The organism is Streptomyces sp. S3(2020) (assembly GCF_013044505.1).
In the GTDB taxonomy this organism is placed as follows: Bacteria; Actinomycetota; Actinomycetes; order Streptomycetales; family Streptomycetaceae; genus Streptomyces.
The window spans coordinates 1-20,479 of the sequence record NZ_JABERD010000047.1; the positions used below are offsets into that span (position 1 = coordinate 1).

A 20,479-nucleotide genomic window follows, 5' to 3' on the forward strand; every position below is an offset into this window, starting at 1 on the left:
GTCCGGCGCCCACGTGAACGTTTTCGGACACGGTCAGCGAGGGGAAGACCGCGAGTTGCTGGAAGGTGCGGGCGATGCCGAGGCGGGTGCGGGCATGGGCGGGGAGGCGGGTGATGTTCCGGGTGCCGAGGAGGATCCTGCCGCCGGTGGGGCGGAGCGTGCCGGCCAGACAGTGGAACAGGGTGCTCTTGCCTGCGCCGTTGGGGCCGATGATCGCGGTGACCGTTCCTGGGGTGATGTCGAGGTCGACTCCGGCGAGGGCGGTGAAACCGCCGTAGCGGGCTTTGAGGTTGCGGGCTTTCAGGACCCGGCCTTCGGCCGGGATTTGTTTCCCACCCGCATCACCCGTGCCACTTTCGTCGGCGGGTGCGGGTGGCCCTTGTGGGGGTACAGCGCCGTCGGCGGCTGCGGCTCTCGTACGGTCGCCCGCTGAATCCTGGATCTGCGCCGGCCGTTCCCCCGGCGTCCGCAGCCGCGTCCGTACCCGCTCCCCGAGCGGTGTCAGGCTCGCGCCCCGGCGCAGGCGCAGTCTGCCCGTCGCCGTGCGCAGTGCCTCGTAGGGGCCGCCCGGGAAGCGGCCGACCAGCAGCGCGAGTACGCCGATCAGGGCCGCCGCCATGCCGCCCCGCGCGCCCGCGTCGAGCCCGACGAGGAGGGCCGCCGCCAGCAGGGCGCCGAGGGTGCTGTCGGCGCCCAGGACCACCACCGCCGCGAACCACAGCAGCCCGCGGACGGGGTCGTAGGCGCCGGGGTCGAAGGCGCGCAGGCCCATGCCGAGCATGCCGCCGCCGAGGGCGGCCAGCGCGGCGCCCGCCACGAAGGCCAGCAGCTTGAGGGACGGGACCCGGACGCCCGCCGCCGACGCACCCGCCTCGTGGTCGCGCATCGCCGCCAGCGCCCTGCCCGTACGGCCCGTGCGGAGCAGGCGCGTGGCCAGCAGGGCCGCCGCGAGCAGCGCCAACTCCAGGACGTAGTACGCCCGGTCGCCGTCGAAGCCCGACGGGCGGCCCAGCGACAGCCCCGACGTGGCGTACGGCTGGGCGAAGACGAAACGGCTCACCCCCACGCCCACCGCGAAGGTCGCCAGGGCCAGCGCCAGGCCCTGGCGGCTGATCGCGGGCCAGCCCGTCAGCAGGCCCAGGGGCGCCACCAGCACGACGGCCACCGCGAGCGCGGCCAGCTCGGGAAGGCGGGGCAGTCCGGGGAAGCGGCCCGCCGCCAGCAGCGCCGTGAACAGGGCGCCCAGTCCGGCGTACGCCGCCTGCCCGAGCGAGATCTGACCGCCGCGGCCCGTGACCACCACCAGCGACAGCAGCACCACGCCCAACGCCGGTACCTGTACCGACGTCTGCAGATCCGAGCCCGCGAAGCCCAGCGGCAGCAGGAAGAGCACCACCGCCACGATCCACGCGCCCGGCGGAGTCGCCACGCGCGCGGTGGCCGTGCGCGGGAGCGCGTCGCGGGTGCCGATCCGGGGCAGCACGAGCGCCGCGACGAGCAGCGCGACCACGAACAGGTTCGCCCCCACCGCCTGGAGCAACGGTTCGCCCCAGCCCGACGGATGCAGCCGCGTCAGCTGGCTCTGCGCCACCCCGATGCCCAGCGCGACCACCACGGCGACCGGCAGACTGCGCATCCGTGCCGCCACCGCGACCGCCACGACCTCCATGACCAGCAGCGGCAGGCCGTACGGGTCCAGTCGGACGAACGGGGCCAGCAGTACGCCCGTCAGGCCCGCCGTGAACGAGCCGAACGCCCAGCCCGCCGCGGCCACCCGGTCCGCGTCGATCCCGCCCAGCACGGCCAGTCGCCGGTCGTCCACCACGGCCCGCAGCTCCCGCCCGAAGCGCGTCCGGCGGATCACCGCGCCGACAGCCACGGACAGGACGAGGACCACGGCCAGTTGGCCCCACGGGTCCGCCGACACCAGCTCCGGCGCGTCGTCCCGCGCCCCCTGCCCCCACAGCAGCGCCGCCCCGCCCACCAGCAGCACGAACACCCCGATGGACGCGACCAGCGTCTGCGCCGGGTCGCCGCCCAGGGCCGACAGGGGCCGGAAGACGAAGCGTTCCAGCACCACGCCGAGCCCCGGCGCCAGCACCAGCAGCGTCAGCGTCGCGCCCGCCCACAGCGGCCAGCCCCACTCGACCACGCACTGGCGCAGCACGAACGCGCACACCATCGCGATCGCCCCGTGCGCGAAGTTCAGGACACCCGTCGCGCGGTACGTCACGATCAGGCCGATCCCGGTGAGCGCGGCGGCGGCGCCGACGGAGAGACCGGCGAGCGTGAGGTCGTAGGTGAGGGACGACATCAGTCGGTTTCTTCGGCGGGCTCGCAGATGGGGCAGGGGCCCAGCTCACCGTTGGCCACCAGCTTGGTGTCCACCGGCACGGCCTCCACCTTGCCGGAGACCAGCGGACAGTCCGCGCGGTGCCACAGCGTGCCGCCCGGCACCATCAGCAGGTCCGGGCTGACCGCGATCGGTGCCGTCGCCCGCCCCGGCTCCTCCGCGGGCTCCGTGGCCACCAGCAGGCCGTACAGCTCCTCCACGCGCAGCGCGGCGATCGTGTTGCGGCCGTGCGCGAGCAGGACCGCGCCGGCGATGATCAGCGCGGCGCCGGGGACCGTGCAGGAGGCGAGGTAGGGCAGCTGACGTTCGGCGTAGCGTTCGCCGGAGACGCCGTACCAGCCGATGACACACAGCACCGCACCCGCGGCGAGCGCGGCCCAGCCGGCCCACAGGACAGGGTGCACGGTCCGCAGTCGGGCTGTCCGCATCTCTGGCTCCCAGCACGTCATGTGTCTGTCCATGTCAGCCAATGGCTTGCACTATGCCTTCTGGAAGCTGACCCTGAAAGCACCGGGCGCACATGGCCCGGACCGACACCCGGTGGTGAGCCAGATGGTTCTCGGGAGCGACCGCAAGTGGGGGAACGGCAGCCGAGGGCTGGTGGCGGTGGTGTTCGTCCTCGCCGCGGCCCTCACGGCGTGCAGCGACGACAGCGGCGGGAACGAGACGCCATCCATGACCCCGACCCCGGAGACGACGACCAGCGCACCTCAGACGAGCGCGCCGGCCAGTGGGCCCGCCGACCAGGCGGCGGCCGAGAAGGAGGTCAAGGAGAACTGGGAGAAGTTCTTCGACCCGAAGACCTCCACGAAGGAGAAGCAGGCCGTCCTGGAGAACGGCGAGGAGATGGGCCCGGTCATGGCGGCCTTCAGCGGCGACGAGCGCGGCGGACAGGTCGAGGCGCAGGTCACCAAGGTCGAGTTCACCTCACCGACCAAGGCGACCGTGACGTACACCCTGCTCATGAACGGCGCCACCGCCCTGCCGGACACCTCCGGGACGGCGGTCGAGGACGACGGCGCCTGGAAGGTGTCCGTCAGCACGCTGTGCGCTCTGGTCCAGCTGAGCGGCAATGCGTCGGCGTCGGCCCTTCCGGGCTGCTGAGGCCGCGGCCGCGGTGCTGCTGCTCGCCCTGAGCGCGGCCTGCGGCAGCCGGCTCCCGGAGAGCGACTTCGAAGGGAACGGCGAGGGGGCCGCGGCCACGCCGAGCGGCAGCGTTCCGATCCGCGTCGGCATCATCACCAGCGCCACCAGCCCGGTCGGCGGCGACACCTTCGTCGGCCCCCGTGACGGCGCGAAGGCCTGGTTCGACCGGCTCAACGCGCGCGGAGGCATCGACGGGCGCCGCGTCGAGGTCCGGGAGTGCGACGACGGCGGCAGCGGCGTCGGCAACAACACCTGTGTGCACCAGCTGATCGAGGAGGACGAGGTGGTGGCCCTGGTCGCCACCACCGCCCTCGACTACGCGGGCGCCTCCCGGGTCTCCCGCGCGCGCGTGCCCGACATCGGCGGCCAGCCCATCGGGGCCGCCTACGACACGTATCCGCACCTGTACGGCATCTACGGCAGCCTCGCGCCCCGCGACGGCACCAAGGGGTGGAACGGAGAGCAGTACGGCGGTACCGAGGTCTACCGCTACTTCAAGCGGGAGCACGGGGCGCGCACGGCCGCCGTCGTCTCGTACAACCAGGCGGCCTCGGCCGCCTACGCCCGGCTCGTCGAGCGGGGTCTGGAGGCCGAGGGATACGAGGTGGTGAGCGAGCAGGTCGACTTCGCGCTGCCCAACTTCCGTGCCGTCGCGGCCGATCTGAAGGAGCAGGGCGCCGACCTCGTCTTCGACGCCATCGACTCCCATGGCAACGCGCGGCTGTGCGAGGCGATGGACGACGTCGGCGTGCGGGTCACCGCCAAGGTCACCAACGTGCAGAACTGGAGCTCCACCGTCCCCGACGACTACAAGGACTCCCCGCGCTGCCGCAACGCCCTGTGGGCCACCGGTTCCAGCCGCGACTACGAGGACACGGACCACGAGGCCGTACGGGAGTTCCGGGACGCCACGAAGGGGCTGAAGACGCACTCCCAGTGGCAGTTGGAAGGGTGGGCGGCCGCGAAGTGGTTCACTGCGGCCGCGGAGTCCTGCGGGGACGACGTCACGCGCGCGTGCGTGGACGCGTACATGAACCGCAGCGAGGACTACACCGCCGACGGGCTGCTGGTTCCGGTCCGGTTCGAGCGGTTGGCCGAGCCGCCGGCGACCCGCAGGACGTGTCTGTCGGTGGCCCGGTGGCAGGACGGCAAGGGGTGGGTGTCGCAGGGGGACATGGACGACACCTGCTTCGACGTGCCGCAACTGCCCTACTGACCCGGGGGAGGGCGTTGGTCTGCTCGGCTTGCGGACCGTGACTGTCCGCAAGGCCTGCCAGACTCGGGTGCATGTTGGAGACCTCGGCACGACTCCTGCGCCTGCTCTCGCTCCTCCAGGCCCACCGCGACTGGTCCGGCGCCGACCTCGCCGAACGTCTCGGCGTCACCCCGCGCACCGTGCGCCGGGACGTCGACCGGCTGCGCGAGCTGGGCTACCCGGTCAACGCCAGCCCCGGCACCGGCGGCGGCTACCAGCTGGGCGCGGGCGCCGAGCTGCCGCCGCTGCTCCTGGACGACGACGAGGCGGTCGCGGTCGCCGTGGGGCTGCGCACGGCCGCCGGGCAGGGCATCGAGGGCATCGGCGAGACCTCGGTGCGGGCCCTCGCCAAGCTGGAGCAGGTCCTGCCGAGCCGGCTGCGCCGCCGCGTGGGCGCCCTGAACGCCTTCACCGTGCCGATGCTGCGCGGCCCGCAACCGAACGCCGTCGACCCGGCCGTGCTGACCGAACTCGCCCACCTCTGTCGGGACGCCGAACGCCTGCGCTTCGAGTACAGCGACCACACGGGCACCCCCAGCCGCCGTACCGTCGAGCCGCACCGCCTGGTGTGCACCGAGCGGCGCTGGTACCTGGTCGCCTGGGACCTCGACCGCGACGACTGGCGGACCTTCCGCGTCGACCGCATCACCCCCAGGCCGCCGCACGGCCCCCGCTTCACCCCGCGCACACCCCCGGCCGAGGACCTGGCCGAGTTCGTCTCCCGGGGCGTCTCCACGCGCGCGTACGCGGCGCACGCCGTCGTGCGGCTCCTGGTGCCCCTGGAGGAGGCCATCGGCCGCGTCTCGCCCTCCGCCGGGCAGCTGGAGGCCGACGGGCCGGAGGCCTGCATCCTGCGCACCGGGGCCGCGAGCCTCGACGTGATGGTGATCCACGTGATGTTGATGGGCTTCGAGTTCGAGGTGCTGGAGCCCGCCGAGCTGACCGAGGCGATCAGGACGGCCCGTGACCGGCTCGCCCGCTCTCTGGCTCGGGCCGAGGGGCCAGGGCCGCGTACTCGGGATGGTGCAGATCGAACGCCGGGGACTCGGAGCGGATCCGTGGCAGCGTCGTGAAGTTGTGCCGCGGGGGCGGGCAGGAGGTCGCCCACTCCAGGGAACGGCCGTAGCCCCAGGGGTCGTCGACCTCGACCTTCTCGCCGTACTTGGCGGTCTTCCAGACGTTGTAGAGGAACGGCAGCGTCGAGATGCCGAGCACGAACGCGCCGATCGTCGAGATCGTGTTGAGCGCGGTGAACCCGTCGGCGGCGAGATAGTCGGCGTACCGGCGCGGCATGCCCTCCGCGCCCAGCCAGTGCTGCACCAGGAACGTGGTGTGGAAGCCGATGAACAGCGTCCAGAACTGGATCTTTCCGAGCCGTTCGTCGAGCATCTTCCCGGTGAACTTGGGCCACCAGAAGTAGAAGCCGCCGAAGATCGCGAACACGACCGTGCCGAAGACGACGTAGTGGAAGTGGGCGACGACGAAGTACGAGTCGGAGACATGGAAGTCCAGCGGTGGTGACGCCAGGATCACCCCGGTCAGACCGCCGAACAGGAACGTCACCAGGAAGCCCGTGGCCCACAGCATCGGGGTCTCGAAGGACAGCGAGCCCTTGAGCATGGTCCCGGTCCAGTTGAAGAACTTCACGCCCGTCGGCACCGCGATCAGGAAGCTCATGAAGGAGAAGAACGGCAGCAGCACCGCCCCCGTCACGAACATGTGGTGCGCCCACACGACCACGGACAGCCCGGTGATCGCCATCGTCGCCCCGACCAGCGTCAGATAGCCGAAGAGCGGCTTGCGGCTGAAGACCGGGAGGATCTCCGTGATGATGCCGAAGAACGGCAACGCGATGATGTACACCTCGGGATGGCCGAAGAACCAGAACAGGTGCTGCCACAGCAGTGCCCCGCCGTTGGCCGAGGCGAACACCTGGGAGCCGAACCGGCGGTCCGCCTCCAGACAGAGCAGCGCGGCCGCGAGGACCGGGAACGCCATCAGGATCAGGATCGACGTGAACAGCGTGTTCCAGGTGAAGATCGGCATCCGGAACATCGTCATGCCGGGGGCGCGCATCCCGATGATGGTGGTGATGAAGTTGACCGCGCCGAGGATCGTGCCGAAGCCGGCCAGCGCGAGCCCCATGATCCACAGGTCGGCGCCGATGCCGGGCGAGCGCTCCATGCTGTTGAGCGGCGCGTAGGCGAACCAGCCGAAGGCCGCGGGCCCGGACGGCACCAGCAGTGAACCCATCACGATCAGACCGCCGAACAGGAACAGCCAGTACGACAGCATGTTCAGCCGCGGGAAGGCCACGTCGGGCGCGCCGATCTGCAACGGCATCAGCTCGTTGGCGAAGCCCGCGAAGCTCGGGGTCGCGAACAGCAGCAGCATGATCGTGCCGTGCATCGTGAACATCTGGTTGAACTGCTGGTTGTCGATGATCTGGAGCCCGGGCCGGGCGAGTTCGGCGCGCATCAGCAGCGCCATGAGACCGCCGGCCAGGAAGAACACGAACGACGTGATCAGGTAGAGATGGCCGATCTTCTTGTGGTCGGTGGTGGTCAGCCAGTCGACGATCACCCGGCCGTGGCTCCTGCTCCGCACGGGTCGCACCGTCGTCTGCGCGGTCTCGGTCCCCATCGCCAGCTCGCCCCTTCGCTCGTCACGTCCCGGGTCCGCCGTCATGATGCTCGCGTCGTCGTGTACGGCGACAGGGGGCGTACGGGGATTCTGTGTCGGATCCGTGTTTTTCCTACGCGGCGTCAGCTCCCGCGGCCCCGCACCGAATCGGAATGGAAAGGCTCCGGAAGCGCGTCTTCCGGCACTTTCCGTCCGGTTATTCGAGGGGTCTCTCCGGCACGCGGGAATTGCGTTCGATTGCGTGCGGAAGGCCTGCGGAACCGCCCGTACGTGTGACAGGGATTGAGAGAAACGGCTGTCGGCATCCTGTGACAGAAGCGTGACCGGAGAGGGATCAGTGACCCACAGTGTCCTGATTCCTGGCCCCATCCCGCGGACAGGGCCTAGCGTGGCCGTATGGCACCGATACCGACACCACCCGCCGAACCCCACGACAGCCCCGACGCGTACGTCGGTCTGGAGTCCGCCAGGGCTGAGCGGCTCGCCCGCGAGAAGGGCTGGTCGAGCGTGCGCTCGCTGCCACCGGGGGCGATCATCACCATGGAGTACCGCGTGGGACGGCTGAACTTCGAGGTGAGGGACGGCCGCGTGGCCCGCGCCTGGAAGGGCTGACCCACGTCCCGGAGGACGACGACGGCCCCGGCTCCTGTGAGGGAACCGGGGCCGTCGTGGCGGGGTGGGTGTGTGCGTACCGTCCCCGCTGTCCGCCGGCTAGCCGCCTGTCAGGGGGCGGGCGGCCGAGGTCGTGCCGCGTGCGACGCGGTCCGGCTGGGGCGGCCGGCGAGGGCCGACCGGGGTGATCGGGGTGCGCTCCGAGCGGACCGAGTGCGGGCCCGGTGCCAGATGGACGGGCGTCCGGGCCGAACGGGCCGCGGGCTCGCTCTGGGTGGCCGGGGTGCGCGGCTTGAGCGGCATCGGGACCTCGACCGGCCTGACGGCGGCGGGTGCGCTGCGGCGGGCCCGCCAGCGGTCGCGCAGGTCGAAGACGGCGGTCTCGGTACGGGCGATCAGCGGCTCGCACCACGGCAGCGCCAGCAGGACCAGCAGCCCCGCGACCCAGCCCAGGATGACGTCGCTCAGCCAGTGCGTACCGAGGTAGACGGTGGCGAGGCCGACGCCGAGCGAGGTCACCGCGGAGACGGCGGACAGCCATCTGCGGGCTCTCGGGGTGGAGGCCAGATAGGCCAGGATGCCCCAGGTCACCACGGCGTTCGCGGTGTGGCCGCTGGGAAATATATCGCCGCCCAGACCCATCTCGTTGGCGCCGATGGTGGTCGCGTAGTGCGGGCCGAGCCGGCCCATGCCGAGCTTGGCGGCGCCCACGGTGATGTTCAGCAGGAGCAGCACGGCGCCCAGGGTGAGCAGCGGGCGCAGGGTGTGCTGCCGCCAGGAGCGCCAGCCCAGCCAGGCCGCGACCATCACCGCGGTCGGGCCGCGCTGGCCGAGCACCACGTAGTAGTCCACGAACCAGTGGATCTCCGCCCACTGCTGGTACGGCCGGAAGAACATGACCTGCCAGTCCAGGCGGACCAGCCACGATGTGTCGACCACGAGCCACACGATCGCCAGGTAGAAGGCGAGGCCTCCGGCGATCAGCGCGACCCGGTGCCGGGACATCCTGGGCACGTCGATGTGAGCCGGTCGTTCCGGCTCACGGTCCAGCCTGGCGAACACCCGGTCCAGACGGGTGAGGTTTCGTTCGGTACGCACCCAATCGACGTTACAGCGAGTGAGGTCCGATGCCCGTCGAATCCACGGCTTTGTGATGACGATGTGATGTGGGATTCCTCTCAGGGAGAGGTTTATTTCCGAGGAATCCACTATCTGACCCGGTCGCCCCCTTCAATTCCTTTGATCATTCCGGGTTCCGGTTTATTGCCGCTTATGAATTCGTTCACCGAATCATGGGGTGGAATTCTCCCGGTGCTCATCGGACCCCGCGAGTCGATCATGGCGGACCCGAGCCGTTCAGCCAGAACGCCCCGTACACGGCCGACGCCAGGGCAATACCGCCCACCACCAGCGCGGACCTCGACGTCCGCAGCCGCGAGAGGGCCAGGGCGAGGGGGAACAGAAGGGGGAAGGCGGGCAGCAGCAGGCGCGGTTTCGAGCCGAAGTAGCTCGACGCGCACAGGGCGAGCGCGGTGACGACACCCGCGTACACCAGAAGCGGCAGCGGCTGACGCTGCCGTACGCCGACGACGTACAGCCACACCACGAGCCCGACCCCGACGATCAGCCCCACCCCGGCGAGCGCCGACGGGAACGACGTGAACTTCTCGCCGACGAACCGTGCGAAGGCGTAGCCCCCGTCGAACCCGTTGCGCCAGCCCGCCTGGACGTCGAGATAGCCGAGGGGGCCCTTGCCGGTGTGCTGCCCGACCCAGAGGACGTAGGCGGCGGCGCCGAGGGGGGCGAGGAGCATGCCCAGGGCGCGGAAGAGGGGGCGTGCGCCGGCCGTTCCCGGGGCGCGCCGGTCCGAGTCCTCCGTCACCGGTTCCGGGGCGCGTTCCCCGGCGGCCGCGCTGCCGTGCCGTGCCGCGCTTCGGCGCCGCCCGGACGAGGGACCGCCGGTGGCGGCCCGGTCCCGCCTGAACGCGACGATCCCCGCCACCCACACCGCCGCGACCACCGCGAGTCCCACCGGCCGCGTCAGGCCCGCCAGGGACGCCAGGGCGCCCGCCGTCACCCAGCGGCCCGTCAATACCGCGTACAGCGACCACGCGGCGAGCGCGGTGAACAGCGACTCGCTGTACGCCATCGACTGGACGATCCCGACCGGGAGGATCGCCCAGACCAGCACCGCGCAGACCCCGGCCCTACGGCCGTACACATGGTCCGCCACCGCGAAGACGCCCCAGGCCGCCGCGAGCGAGGCGAGCAGGCTGACGACGAAGCCGGCGTCGGCGGCGGACAGGGGGGTCACCGCCGCGATGCCCCGCTCCAGCCACGGCAGCAGCGGGAAGAAGGCCAGGTTCGAGTGGACGTCCCCGTTGGGCAGCCGCACCTCGTAGCCGTACCCCAGCTCGGCGACCCTCGTGTACCACAGGGAGTCCCAGCGGGCCGTCAGCAGCGTGTACGCGCTCTTGTCGCGCGCGGCGCTCCACAGGATCAGGGCGAGCAGGCCCAGGGCGCGGACGGCCGCGTACCCGAGGAGGGCCGGGGCCGCACGGCGCAACGCGCTTTCGGGTGGCGCCGGGCGCGTCTCAAGATCGGTCACGGGTCCGATTATCGACCGCCCGCCGAACCGCACCGTCCATCGGGGCGTGCAGGGAGGGGAGGGGGAGTGGCGTACGCCACACGTGTTCTCCGCGGAGTGTGAGAGGTCCACCACTTGGCCGACGCGTGAACTCGCGTACGCTGACGTGTCACTCGCCTTCGTTGCGCGGGCCGGAGACCACCGCTCCTCTCCGGCCGAGATCACGGGGAGTCCCCACCCCGTGTGCCCGCCGACCGCGAGGGAACATCTGGGAGGTACGTACATGTCCGGGACGACCACGGCCGCCGCTGCGCTGCGCCGTCGGGCGGCCGGGGCCGGTGCCAACCGCTGGGTCGTCCTCGTCGTCCTCTGTGTGAGCCTGCTGCTGGTCGCGGTCGACGCGACCGTGCTGCACGTGGCGGTCCCCGCCGTCACCGAGGATCTCAAGCCCGGCGCGATAGAACTGCTCTGGATCGTCGATGTCTACCCCCTCGTCTGCGCCTCGCTGCTGATCCTGTTCGGCACGCTCGGTGACCGCGTCGGCCGCAGACGGGTCCTTCTCCTCGGCTACGCCCTGTTCGGCGTCGCCTCCGGCATGGCCGCCCTCGCGGACAACGCCCAGGTGCTGATCGTGGCGCGGGCCCTGCTCGGCGTCGGCGGCGCGATGATCATGCCCGCCACGCTCTCGATCCTCCGCCAGGTCTTCCCCGACCGGCGCGAGCGCGCGCTCGCCATCGGCATCTGGAGCGCGGTGGCCGCCGTGGGCGCCGCGGTCGGGCCGCTGCTCGGCGGCTTCCTCCTCGAACACTTCTGGTGGGGCTCGGTCTTCCTCGTCAACATCCCGCTGATGCTGGTCAGCCTGCCGGTGGGCCGTCTGCTGCTGCCCGAGTCGAAGGGCACCGTCGACGGCCCCTGGGACGTGATCGGCGCGCTGATGGCCGCGGCCGGACTCTTCGGCCTGGTCCTCGGCGTGAAGCGGCTCGGCAGCGGGGAACTCGACGGGATCACGGCGCTGCCGCTGGTCGTGGGCGCCGTACTGCTGGTCCTCTTCGTACGACGGCAGCGGCGCCGCACCCATCCGCTCGTCGACCTGGGGATGTTCTCCCGCCCGGCCTTCAGCACCTCCGTCGGCTGCATCGTGCTGGCCATGCTCGCGCTGGTGGGCCTGGAGCTGATCGCGGCGCAGTATCTCCAGCTGGTGCTGGGGCTCTCCCCGCTGGAGACCGGGCTGCGGCTGCTGCCACTCACCATCGCGGCGATGGCCTCCGGGCTGGCCGGCGCCCGGATGCTGCGGCGCTTCGGACCGCGCCGGATGGTCTGCTTCGGCTTCGTCCTGACGGCCCTCGCCGTGGTGACCCTCATGGCGATGGGCGGCGAGGACAATGCGCCGCTGCTGCTCTTCGGCTTCGTCCTGCTGGGCTTCGGCCTGGAGACCACGCTCTTCGGCGCGTACGAGTCGATGCTGAGCGAGGCACCGCCGGAGCAGGCGGGTGGGGCCGCGGCGATCGGCGAGACCTCGTACCAACTGGGCGCGGGCATCGGTATCGCCCTGCTCGGCAGTGTGATGAACGCGGCGTACGCGCCCGGCCTGTCGTCGGTGCGGGGCGTTCCGGCGGCCGACTCGGCCGCGGCGGGGCATTCGCTGGGCGAGGCCTACGAGATCGCCGGGCGGCTCGGCGGCTCGGCAGGGGAGACCCTGCGCCGCACCGCGCGGGACTGCTTCGTGCACGGGCTGCATGTGACGCTGCTGGTCAGCGCGGGTCTGCTGCTGCTCGGCGCGGTGATGGCGCTGCGGCTGCCGCGGACCATGCAGTGCGAGCCGATGGCGGTCGAGGTGCCCGCGCCCCGGGAGGTCGCGGAGGCCCGCGTCTCGGCCTGAGGTACTGGACGTGCGCGACACTGCACCCGTAACGTCGGCCCGAGAGTCGTAACTAGCGCTGCTAGTTTTCAGTCGCGTTCTGAGTCGTCGGAGGGTGCCCCATGTCCGCGTCCGCGAAGCTGCCCCCGTTCGATCCGGCCGACCCGCTCGGCCTCGACGACCTGCTAGACCCGGAGGACCTCGCCATCCGGGACACCGTGCGGTCGTGGGCGGCGGACCGGGTGCTGCCGTACGTCGCCGAGTGGTACGAGAGCGGCGAACTGCCCGGCATCCGTGAACTCGCCCGCGAGCTCGGCGGGATCGGGGCGCTCGGGATGTCGCTCGACGGGTACGGGTGCGCCGGGGCCAGCGCCGTGCAGTACGGGCTCGCCTGCCTGGAGTTGGAGGCCGCCGACTCCGGGATCCGCTCGCTCGTCTCCGTGCAGGGCTCCCTCGCCATGTACGCCGTCCACCGGTTCGGCTCCGAGGAGCAGAAGCGGACCTGGCTGCCGCGGATGGCCGCCGGTGAGGTCATCGGATGCTTCGGACTGACCGAGCCCGACCACGGGTCCGACCCCGCGGCGATGCGGACGTACGCCAAGAGGGACGGCACGGACTGGGTCCTGAACGGGCGCAAGATGTGGATCACCAACGGGTCCGTCGCCGGGGTCGCCGTCGTGTGGGCGCAGACCGAGGAGGGGATCCGCGGGTTCGTCGTACCGACCGACGCGGCCGGCTTCTCGGCACCGGAGATCAAGCACAAGTGGTCGCTGCGCGCCTCGGTCACCAGCGAACTCGTCCTCGACGACGTGCGGTTGCCCGCGGACGCGGTGCTGCCGGAGGTCGTCGGGCTCAAGGGCCCGCTCAGCTGTCTGTCGCACGCTCGCTACGGCATCGTCTGGGGGGCGATGGGGGCGGCGCGGTCCTGTTTCGAGACGGCCGTCGACTACGCGAAGTCGCGGGAGCAGTTCGGGCGGCCCATCGGCGGCTTCCAGCTCACCCAGGCCAAGCTCGCCGACATGGCGGTCGAGCTGCACAAGGGGATTCTGCTCGCCCACCATCTGGGGCGGCGCATGGACGCCGGGCGCCTGCGTCCCGAGCAGGTCAGCTTCGGCAAGCTGAACAACGTGCGGGAGGCGATCGAGATCTGTCGTACGTCGCGCACCATCCTCGGTGCCAACGGGATCTCGCTCGAATACCCCGTCATGCGGCACGCGACGAATCTGGAGTCGGTGCTGACGTACGAGGGGACCGTCGAGATGCACCAACTGGTACTGGGCAAGGCGCTCACCGGGCTGGATGCCTTCCGGTGAAAACCCTGCGCGGGGGCAGGGCCGGTGAGCGGCCCTGCCTCAGCTCTGGTTGAAGAAGCCGTCCGTGCGGTGCTGCGCCGGGTCGCCGTTCACGATCTCCGTGTTGGCGGGGGTCAGCAGGAACACGCGTGTGGACACGCGCTCGATGGAACCGCGCAGCCCGAAGATCAGTCCGGCCGCGAAGTCGACGACCCGCTTGGCGTCGCCGGCCTCCATCGCGGTGAGGTTCATGATGACGGGCACCCCGTCCCGGAAGAGCTCGCCGATGGCGCGCGCGTCCCGGAAGCTGTCCGGAGTGACCGTGCCGATGCGACGGCCCTTCTCCTCGGCGACGTCCGAGGCCACCTTGACCCGCGGGTCGGTGACCCAGGCATCCCCGGGCTCGGTTCCTTCGGAGTAGCCGTCGTCGTCGTAGTAACGCTCGTCATCGTTGTCGTCAACGAGGCCCAGCCAGGCACTCGCCTTGCGCACCGATCCCATGGACGCCTCCTCTCACAGCGGTCTTTCTCGCTTTACGTATCCCTATCGTCATCCATGATGCGGATGACGCGCCATGTGGATAGACGCCGCGCGGGGGGTTTGTGACGGTACTGGTGCACAGCGCATTCGTCGAGAGCCCGGGATTCACAAGGCCCGTTCCCCATACGGCTGCTGACTGTGAGTGAAATATGATTCTTCGCGGCGTATGGGTGACGGGCGGGGCGTACGGGTGAACGACGGGGTGGATACGATGCCGCCGCTCAACGTCGCACTGACCACGGGGGATCGTCGTGTTCGGAATCGTCAGGCCCTGCCGCCATCGGCTCGGTGAAAGTCTCAAGACCCAGTGGATGGCGCATTTGTGCGGGCTGTGTCTCGCACTGCGCAAGGACCACGGGCAGTTCGCGCGCATCGTCACCAACTACGACGGCTTGCTGATATCCGTTCTGACGGATGCTCAGGCCACCCAGAGCAGGGGCTCTTCACGGCGTACGGCGGGCCCCTGCCTGTTGCGCGGAATGCGCACCGCGTCCGTGGCCGACGGCGAGGGCGCACGGCTCTCGGCCGCCGTCTCGCTGGTGCTCGCGTCCGCGAAGGTCCGTGACCATGTCGCCGACGGCGACGGGCTGCTGGCCCGCCGGCCGATGGCGCTCGCCGCCCGCCGGGTCGCGTCGAGCTGGGGTGCGGCGGGGGCCCGTAGCGGGTCCGCGGTCGGGTTCGACACCGCGGTGCTCGTCGACGCGGTGGACCGGCAGCTCGGCATCGAGACGCTGGCCGGGCTCGGGACGCCGATCCTGACCGTCACCGAACCGACCGAGACGGCCACCGCGGCCGCCTTCGCGCACACCGCGGTCCTCGCCGGGCGGCCGGGCAACGCCGGGCCGCTCGCCGAGGCGGGGCGGCTCTTCGGGCGGCTCGCGCATCTGCTGGACGCCGTGGAGGACCGGGAGGCCGACGCCGCGTCGGGGGCGTGGAATCCGCTGACGGCCACCGGGACGTCCCTGGCGGAGGCGCGGCGGCTCGCGGACGATGCCGTGCACGGGATACGGCTCGCGCTGCGGGAAGCCGAATTCGGTGATCGGAAGCTGGCGCATGTGCTGCTGGTGCACGAGCTGCGGACGTCCGTGGACCGGGTCTTCGGCACGTCGTCCTGCGGGCACGCGGGCGAGCCGGCCGAGCTGTCGCACCCTTACGCGCCTCCCGGGCCGGGTGGTCCGGGGATCCCGCCGCCCCCGGAACCGCCTCGCCGGGACCGGCGGGGGCTGCTCGCGGGGTGTGCCGTGTGGCTGGGGCTGGCCTGCACGTGCCAGATGTGCTGCGGGGAGTTCGAGGACCCGTGGACGCGGCAGCGCCGGGAGGGGTTGTGCAGCCAGTGCGACTGCGGCGATTGCTGTGACTGCTGCGAGTGCGGCGACTGCTGTGGGAACTGCTGTGACGGGTGCGATTGCGGGTGCGACTGCGGTTGCTGATTCGCCGTAGGGGCCCCTTCGGGGGGCTGGCCGTCAGTGATTCAGGACAAAGGGGGCGATAAGGAAACGCGAGATGAGGGGAGGCGCGTGTGAAGGCGAAGGAGGAGAAGACGAAAGGGCACCCGGGAATCAGGGCGCGCAGGGGGTCAGCTCAACAGGAACAGGACCACACTCGACCGAGGTCGATGTGGGAGCGCTTGACCAGCCACTGCTGCGAATACATGGGGTAAGTGGAACAGGCATCCGGTTGTGCGTCAACTGACTTGAGACGTACAGCTCACAGTATGGACAGCCTTGACAGTGAGGGGAAACGCCCCCGTAGTCTCAAGGGGCGGCCCTGCTGAGGGGCTCGGCCGCGATCCGCGCCGCGCGGCGCGCTGGTGTGAAGGCATTCGTCCGAGTTCGAACGACTTGCTGCCACGGAGCCTTCACATGTCCTCCGACACCCTCGTCCCACAACGCCGTACCCGGCACTCCCTGGTGATCGTCGGTGCCGGGCCGCGGGGGTCCGGTCTCATCGAGCGGATCGCGGCCAACGCACCTGAGCTGTACGACGGCTCCGGCCTCGACATCCATCTCGTCGACCCGCACACACCGGGTGCCGGGCGCATCTGGCGGGCGGCGCAGTCGCCGCTGCTGTGGATGAACTCGCACGCCGAGGACGTCACGATGTTCACCGACGAGACGGTGGACATGGCCGGACCGGTGCGTTCGGGACCCACACTGCACGAGTGGGCCGGCATCGACGGCACCACCTTCGCGGACCGGCAGCTCCAGGGCGGCTATCTGCGCTGGGTGCACGAGCAGGCGGTGGCCGCACTGCCTCCGTCGGTGCGGGTGCACCACCATCCGCGGCGCGCCCTGCGGGTCAGCGGACCGTGCGAGGGACGTCAGCAGGTGTGGCTGGAGGGCCGCCCGCGCCCGCTCCTCGCCGACCTCGTGGTCCTGGCGCTCGGCCATCTCGACGCCGAACTCGACGACGAGCAGCAGTCGTTGGCGGCCTACGCGGCGGAGCACGGCCTCGTCCACCTCCCGCCCGACTTCACCGCCGACAGCGACCTGTCCGCACTCACGCCCGGCTCCCACGTCCTCGTCCGCGGCTTCGGGCTCGCCTTCGTCGACCTGATGGTGCTGCTCACGGAGGGGAGAGGCGGGCGCTACGAGGGCGACACCTACGTGCCGTCCGGACGGGAGCCGGTGCTGTACGTCGGATCGCGGCGCGGAGTGCCGTACCACTCGAAGATCGGCTACGACTGGACCGGTGAACGGCCGCCGCTGCCCCGGTTCTTCGGACCCGCCGAGGTCGACGAACTGCTCGCTCGGCCGGCGGGGTTCGACTTCGGGCGGGACGTGTGGCCGCTGGTGGAGAAGGAGCTGGGGTTCGCGCACTACCACCGGCTGTTCACGGCGCACGGGGAGCGGACCACGATGTCCTGGGCCGACTTCGAGGAGAAGTACGCGGTCGGCAGCCGCACGGACATCCAGGCACTGGTGGAGGCCGCCGTGCCCGATCCCGCCGACCGATCGGACCTGGACGCGCTGGACCGGCCGCTGGAGGGCGTGCGGTACGGGTCGTTCGAGGAGCTCCAGGAGGGGCTGCGGGGATATGTCGAGCAGGATCTGGACAGACGGCACGACCCTTCGTACAGCCAGGACCTGTCGGTCTTCCTCGGACTGCTCTCCGTCTACGGCCAGTTGATCCGGCTCGGAGGCACCGGGCCCTGGTGGCACGGCTTCTTCAGCTATCTGGCCTCGGGGCCGCCCGGACCCCGGCTGCGGCAGTTGCAGGCTCTCTCGCGGGCCGGTGTCGTCAGGTTTCTCGGCGCGGACGTCTCGGTGGCCGCGCGGGACGGTGTCTTCCGGGCCACGAGCGCGAGTCTGCCCGGATTCTCCGTCGAGACGCGCGCGCTGGTCGAGGCACGGCTGCCCGAACCCACGGTCGGGCGGGCCCGCGACGCCCTGCTGCGCGAGCTCCAGGAGGACGGGGCCGCCGAGACCCCGGACGGACTGCTCCGGGTGGACCCCGGCGACGGGCGGATCCTGGACCGGGCCGGCCGTCCGCATCCCCGGCGCTTCGCGCTCGGCCCCTTCACCGACGGCCGTACCCCCGGCGCCTTCACCCGGCCCCGCACCGGCGGCCCGGCGTTCCGGCAGAACGACGCGACGGCCCGGGCGGCACTGGAGTTCCTCGCCTCCCATGCCGGGCGCGCGGTCGCCTGAGACACCGCCGGCCACTCAAGACACCTTCTACTCCAAGGACTTCCCGCGATGAGCGTCATGGTGACCGTCGAACAGGGCCCGCCGACCGGCCCGCCGGACAACCCGCGGCCCGACCGCACGCGGGCGTTTCTCCCGAAGGCGCTGTGATGCTGCATCTCTCCGCCGCCGTCGACCAGCGGTCGGCCCATGACGCCGGCTCCTACGTCGAACTGGCGCGGCTCGCCGAACACGGTGTCCTCGACTTCGTGACGCTGGACGACACCTTCGCCCGCCCCGGGCTCGACGCGCTCGCCGTCCTGTCCCGGGTGGCCCCGGCCACCAGCCGGATCGGTCTCGTCCCGACCGTCACGACCACCCACACCGAGCCCTTCCACGTCCAGGCGGCCGTCGCGACCCTCGACTGGGTCAGCCGGGGCCGGGCCGGCTGGCGGCTCGACGTGTCGACCACCGAGGGCGAGGCCCGCCTCTTCGGCCGCCGGCACGCCGCCCCCGCCGACGCGCTGTGGCAGGAGGCCGGCGAAGTGGCCGACGTGGCGGCGAGGTTGTGGGACAGCTGGGAGGACGACGCCGAGATACGGGACGAGCCGACCGGCCGTTTCATCGACCGGGACAAGCTGCACCACGTCGACTTCGAGGGCACGGAGTTCTCGGTGCGGGGCCCCTCGATCGTGCCGCGCCCTCCGCAGGGCCGTCCGGTCCGGGTGGTCGACGCCTCCGAGGGCCAGGCCCGGGACATCGCCGCGCGGTACGCGGACGTGGCCCTCGTACGGTCCGTGAGCGCCGCGCACGCCCGGGCCGTACGGGACCAACTGCGCGCCACCGCCGTGCGGTTCGGCCGCGGCCCCGGCGAACCGCGGGTCCTCGCGAGTCTCGTCGTCGACCTCGGCGACGGGGAGCACGCGGCCGAGCCGGGCCACGGCGGGGGCGGCCCCCGGCAGACCGCGCAGGGCCCGCTGTACCGCGGCGGTCCCGTCGACCTCGCGGACCTGATCACCTCCTGGCGCGGGGAGGGCGCCGTCGACGGCTTCCACCTCACGCCCGCCGAACCACGCCGTGACCTGGAGCGGCTCGTCAACGGCACGGTGGCGCTGCTCCAGCACCGCGGTCTGTTCCGCACCTTCTACCCGGGCAGCACGCTCCGGGACCACCTGGGTCTGGCCAAGCCCGCCAACCAGTACGCCGTGACAGGGGGAGCGTCATGACCACAGGCCGCAAACAGATCCATCTCGCGGCGCACTTCCCGGGCGTCAACAACGCCACCGTCTGGGCCGATCCGCGCTCGCGGTCCCAGATCGAGTTCTCCTCCTTCGAGCACCTGGCCCGCACGGCCGAACGCGGTCTCTTCGACTTCTTCTTCCTCGCCGAGGGGCTGCGGCTGCGCGAGCACAAGGGCCGTGTCCACGACCTGGACGTGGTCGGGCGCCCGGAGTCGCTCACCGTGCTCAACGCGCTCGCCGCCGTCACGGAGCGTCTGGGGCTCGCCGCCACCGTCAACGCGACCTTCAACGAGCCGTACGAACTCGCCCGCAGACTCGCCACCCTGGACCATCTCAGCGGGGGCCGGGCCGCCTGGAACGTGGTGACCTCCTCCGACGCCTTCACCGGGGAGAACTTCCGCCGCGGCGGGTTCCTCGACCGGGCCGACCGGTATTCACGGGCCGCCGAGTTCGTCGCCACCGCACGGGAGTTGTGGGACTCGTGGACGCCGGACGGACTGTCCCGGCCGTTCGCCCACCGCGGGCGGCACTTCGACATCGCCGGCGAGTTCACGGTGCCGCGCTCACCGCAGGGGCATCCGGTCGTCATCCAGGCCGGGGACTCGGACGAGGGGCGGGAGTTCGCCGCCGGCACGGCCGATGTGGTTTTTTCCGGCTGGGGGTCTGGGGGTTATCCCCCAGGTAGACACAGCACGCGGCAGAGCTCGCTGGAGGGCGGTCGCGCCTTCTACGCCGATGTGAAGCGGCGCCTGGCGAAGTACGGCCGTAGCGCCGAGGACCTGAAGATCATGCCCGGTGTCGGTGTCGTCCTCGGTGACACCGCCGCGGAGGCGCGGGAGAAGGCCGCCGAGATCCGCCGGCAGCAGACCTCACCGCAGACCGCGATCCTCACACTGGAGCAGATCTGGGGCGTCGACCTCTCCTCGTACGACCCGGACGGTCCGCTGCCCGAGATCGACCCGGTGGCCGAGCCGGCACTCACCCGGGGGCGGACCCGGCGCGGGAACACCCTGGAGATCGCCGAGAAATGGCGGGCGCTGTCGAAGGAGAAGGGGCTGTCCATCCGGGAGACCGTGATCGAGGCGGGCGGGCGGCAGTCCTTCATCGGGACCCCGCAGGCGGTCGCCGCCGAGCTCGACGAGTTCGTGCGGCTCGACGCCGCCGACGGCTTCGTCCTCGTACCGCATCTCACCCCGTCCGGACTCGACGAGTTCGTGGACCGGGTGGTGCCGCTGCTCCAGGAGCGCGGGGTGTTCCGCACGGAGTACCGGGGCGCCACGCTCCGCTCCCACCTCGGGCTCTCCGAACCGATATGGAAGGGTTGAT

At 71.4% G+C, this 20,479-nt stretch carries 15 protein-coding genes and 1 pseudogene; 10 read left to right on the forward strand and 6 right to left on the reverse strand.

Translation table 11 applies throughout. The annotated features are described in order from the left end of the window. Positions 1-2,314, reverse strand: a 2,314-nt coding sequence (locus HLK59_RS17360; RefSeq protein ID WP_171142345.1) for an ATP-binding cassette domain-containing protein, incomplete at its 3' end; no start/stop codon positions are given. Then, positions 2,314-2,781: a hypothetical protein gene (locus HLK59_RS17365; protein WP_171142346.1), complete on the reverse strand. Its 468-nt coding sequence runs from the start codon at positions 2,779-2,781 to the stop codon at positions 2,314-2,316. The genes HLK59_RS17360 and HLK59_RS17365, both read right to left, overlap by 1 nt. A gap of 124 nt (positions 2,782-2,905) precedes the next feature. On the opposite strand from HLK59_RS17365, the gene HLK59_RS17370 reads away from it, so the two are divergent. The 3 genes from HLK59_RS17370 to HLK59_RS17380 all read left to right on the forward strand — a co-directional run bounded on the left by HLK59_RS17370 (position 2,906) and on the right by HLK59_RS17380 (position 5,827). Continuing rightward, a complete protein-coding gene (locus HLK59_RS17370) occupies positions 2,906-3,457 on the forward strand; it encodes a hypothetical protein (protein WP_171142347.1) in 552 nt (183 codons plus the stop codon). Then, positions 3,426-4,715, forward strand: a complete 1,290-nt coding sequence (locus HLK59_RS17375) for an ABC transporter substrate-binding protein (protein ID WP_171142348.1) — start codon at positions 3,426-3,428, stop codon at positions 4,713-4,715. Before HLK59_RS17370 ends, HLK59_RS17375 begins: the two co-directional genes overlap by 32 nt. A gap of 71 nt (positions 4,716-4,786) precedes the next feature. Then, entirely contained in the window at positions 4,787-5,827 is a 1,041-nt protein-coding gene (locus tag HLK59_RS17380) for a YafY family protein (protein ID WP_171142349.1), read from the forward strand. Between the two features lie 43 nt (positions 5,828-5,870). Here the strand turns inward: HLK59_RS17380 and ctaD are convergent. Beyond that, a pseudogene (gene ctaD, locus HLK59_RS17385) lies at positions 5,871-7,766 on the reverse strand (cytochrome c oxidase subunit I); the annotation flags it as partial. A gap of 27 nt (positions 7,767-7,793) precedes the next feature. Here ctaD and HLK59_RS17390 point away from each other — a divergent pair. Then, positions 7,794-8,009: an I78 family peptidase inhibitor gene (locus HLK59_RS17390; RefSeq protein ID WP_171142350.1), complete on the forward strand. Its 216-nt coding sequence runs from the start codon at positions 7,794-7,796 to the stop codon at positions 8,007-8,009. A 99-nt stretch (positions 8,010-8,108) separates the two neighbouring features. Here HLK59_RS17390 and HLK59_RS17395 read toward each other — a convergent pair whose 3' ends face one another. Beyond that, on the reverse strand, positions 8,109-9,107 hold the full coding sequence (locus HLK59_RS17395) for a phosphatase PAP2 family protein (protein ID WP_171142351.1): 999 nt from the start codon (positions 9,105-9,107) through the stop codon (positions 8,109-8,111). Between the two features lie 238 nt (positions 9,108-9,345). Continuing rightward, positions 9,346-10,617, reverse strand: coding sequence for a mannosyltransferase family protein (locus HLK59_RS17400; protein ID WP_171142352.1), 1,272 nt, complete (start codon positions 10,615-10,617; stop codon positions 9,346-9,348). Between the two features lie 262 nt (positions 10,618-10,879). Between HLK59_RS17400 and HLK59_RS17405 the strand changes: the two genes are divergently transcribed. After that, positions 10,880-12,475: an MFS transporter gene (locus tag HLK59_RS17405; protein WP_171142353.1), complete on the forward strand. Its 1,596-nt coding sequence runs from the start codon at positions 10,880-10,882 to the stop codon at positions 12,473-12,475. 101 nt (positions 12,476-12,576) lie between these two features. Next, positions 12,577-13,767 (forward strand): acyl-CoA dehydrogenase family protein, encoded by a 1,191-nt coding sequence (locus HLK59_RS17410; protein ID WP_171142354.1) that lies wholly within the window; start codon positions 12,577-12,579, stop codon positions 13,765-13,767. 39 nt (positions 13,768-13,806) lie between these two features. Here HLK59_RS17410 and HLK59_RS17415 read toward each other — a convergent pair whose 3' ends face one another. Then, positions 13,807-14,247, reverse strand: a complete 441-nt coding sequence (locus tag HLK59_RS17415; protein ID WP_164428030.1) for a cell division protein SepF — start codon at positions 14,245-14,247, stop codon at positions 13,807-13,809. Between the two features lie 290 nt (positions 14,248-14,537). Between HLK59_RS17415 and HLK59_RS17420 the strand changes: the two genes are divergently transcribed. From HLK59_RS17420 to HLK59_RS17435, 4 genes are all read left to right on the forward strand, one after another. After that, complete coding sequence (locus HLK59_RS17420; protein ID WP_171142355.1) at positions 14,538-15,716, forward strand: DUF5685 family protein; 1,179 nt, start codon at positions 14,538-14,540, stop codon at positions 15,714-15,716. Positions 15,717-16,148: 432 nt separating this feature from the next. Further along, a complete protein-coding gene (locus HLK59_RS17425) occupies positions 16,149-17,936 on the forward strand; it encodes an FAD/NAD(P)-binding domain-containing protein (protein WP_171142356.1) in 1,788 nt (595 codons plus the stop codon). Positions 17,937-18,082: 146 nt separating this feature from the next. Then, a complete protein-coding gene (locus HLK59_RS17430; protein WP_171142357.1) occupies positions 18,083-19,138 on the forward strand; it encodes an LLM class flavin-dependent oxidoreductase in 1,056 nt (351 codons plus the stop codon). Beyond that, a complete protein-coding gene (locus HLK59_RS17435; RefSeq protein ID WP_171142358.1) occupies positions 19,135-20,478 on the forward strand; it encodes an NtaA/DmoA family FMN-dependent monooxygenase in 1,344 nt (447 codons plus the stop codon). The genes HLK59_RS17430 and HLK59_RS17435 overlap by 4 nt, the downstream gene beginning before the upstream one ends. Position 20,479: the final 1 nt, after the last annotated feature.

What these genes read in the sequence shown, in the direction of transcription:
- HLK59_RS17365 (WP_171142346.1), bottom strand. Translation starts at nt 2,781, where the DNA reads ATGCGGACAGCCCGACTGCGGACCGTGCACCCTGTCCTGTGGGCCGGC.
- HLK59_RS17370 (WP_171142347.1), top strand. Translation starts at nt 2,906, where the DNA reads ATGGTTCTCGGGAGCGACCGCAAGTGGGGGAACGGCAGCCGAGGGCTG.
- HLK59_RS17375 (WP_171142348.1), top strand. Translation starts at nt 3,426, where the DNA reads ATGCGTCGGCGTCGGCCCTTCCGGGCTGCTGAGGCCGCGGCCGCGGTG.
- HLK59_RS17380 (WP_171142349.1), top strand. Translation starts at nt 4,787, where the DNA reads ATGTTGGAGACCTCGGCACGACTCCTGCGCCTGCTCTCGCTCCTCCAG.
- HLK59_RS17390 (WP_171142350.1), top strand. Translation starts at nt 7,794, where the DNA reads ATGGCACCGATACCGACACCACCCGCCGAACCCCACGACAGCCCCGAC.
- HLK59_RS17405 (WP_171142353.1), top strand. Translation starts at nt 10,880, where the DNA reads ATGTCCGGGACGACCACGGCCGCCGCTGCGCTGCGCCGTCGGGCGGCC.
- HLK59_RS17410 (WP_171142354.1), top strand. Translation starts at nt 12,577, where the DNA reads ATGTCCGCGTCCGCGAAGCTGCCCCCGTTCGATCCGGCCGACCCGCTC.
- HLK59_RS17415 (WP_164428030.1), bottom strand. Translation starts at nt 14,247, where the DNA reads ATGGGATCGGTGCGCAAGGCGAGTGCCTGGCTGGGCCTCGTTGACGAC.
- HLK59_RS17425 (WP_171142356.1), top strand. Translation starts at nt 16,149, where the DNA reads ATGTCCTCCGACACCCTCGTCCCACAACGCCGTACCCGGCACTCCCTG.
- HLK59_RS17430 (WP_171142357.1), top strand. Translation starts at nt 18,083, where the DNA reads ATGCTGCATCTCTCCGCCGCCGTCGACCAGCGGTCGGCCCATGACGCC.
- HLK59_RS17435 (WP_171142358.1), top strand. Translation starts at nt 19,135, where the DNA reads ATGACCACAGGCCGCAAACAGATCCATCTCGCGGCGCACTTCCCGGGC.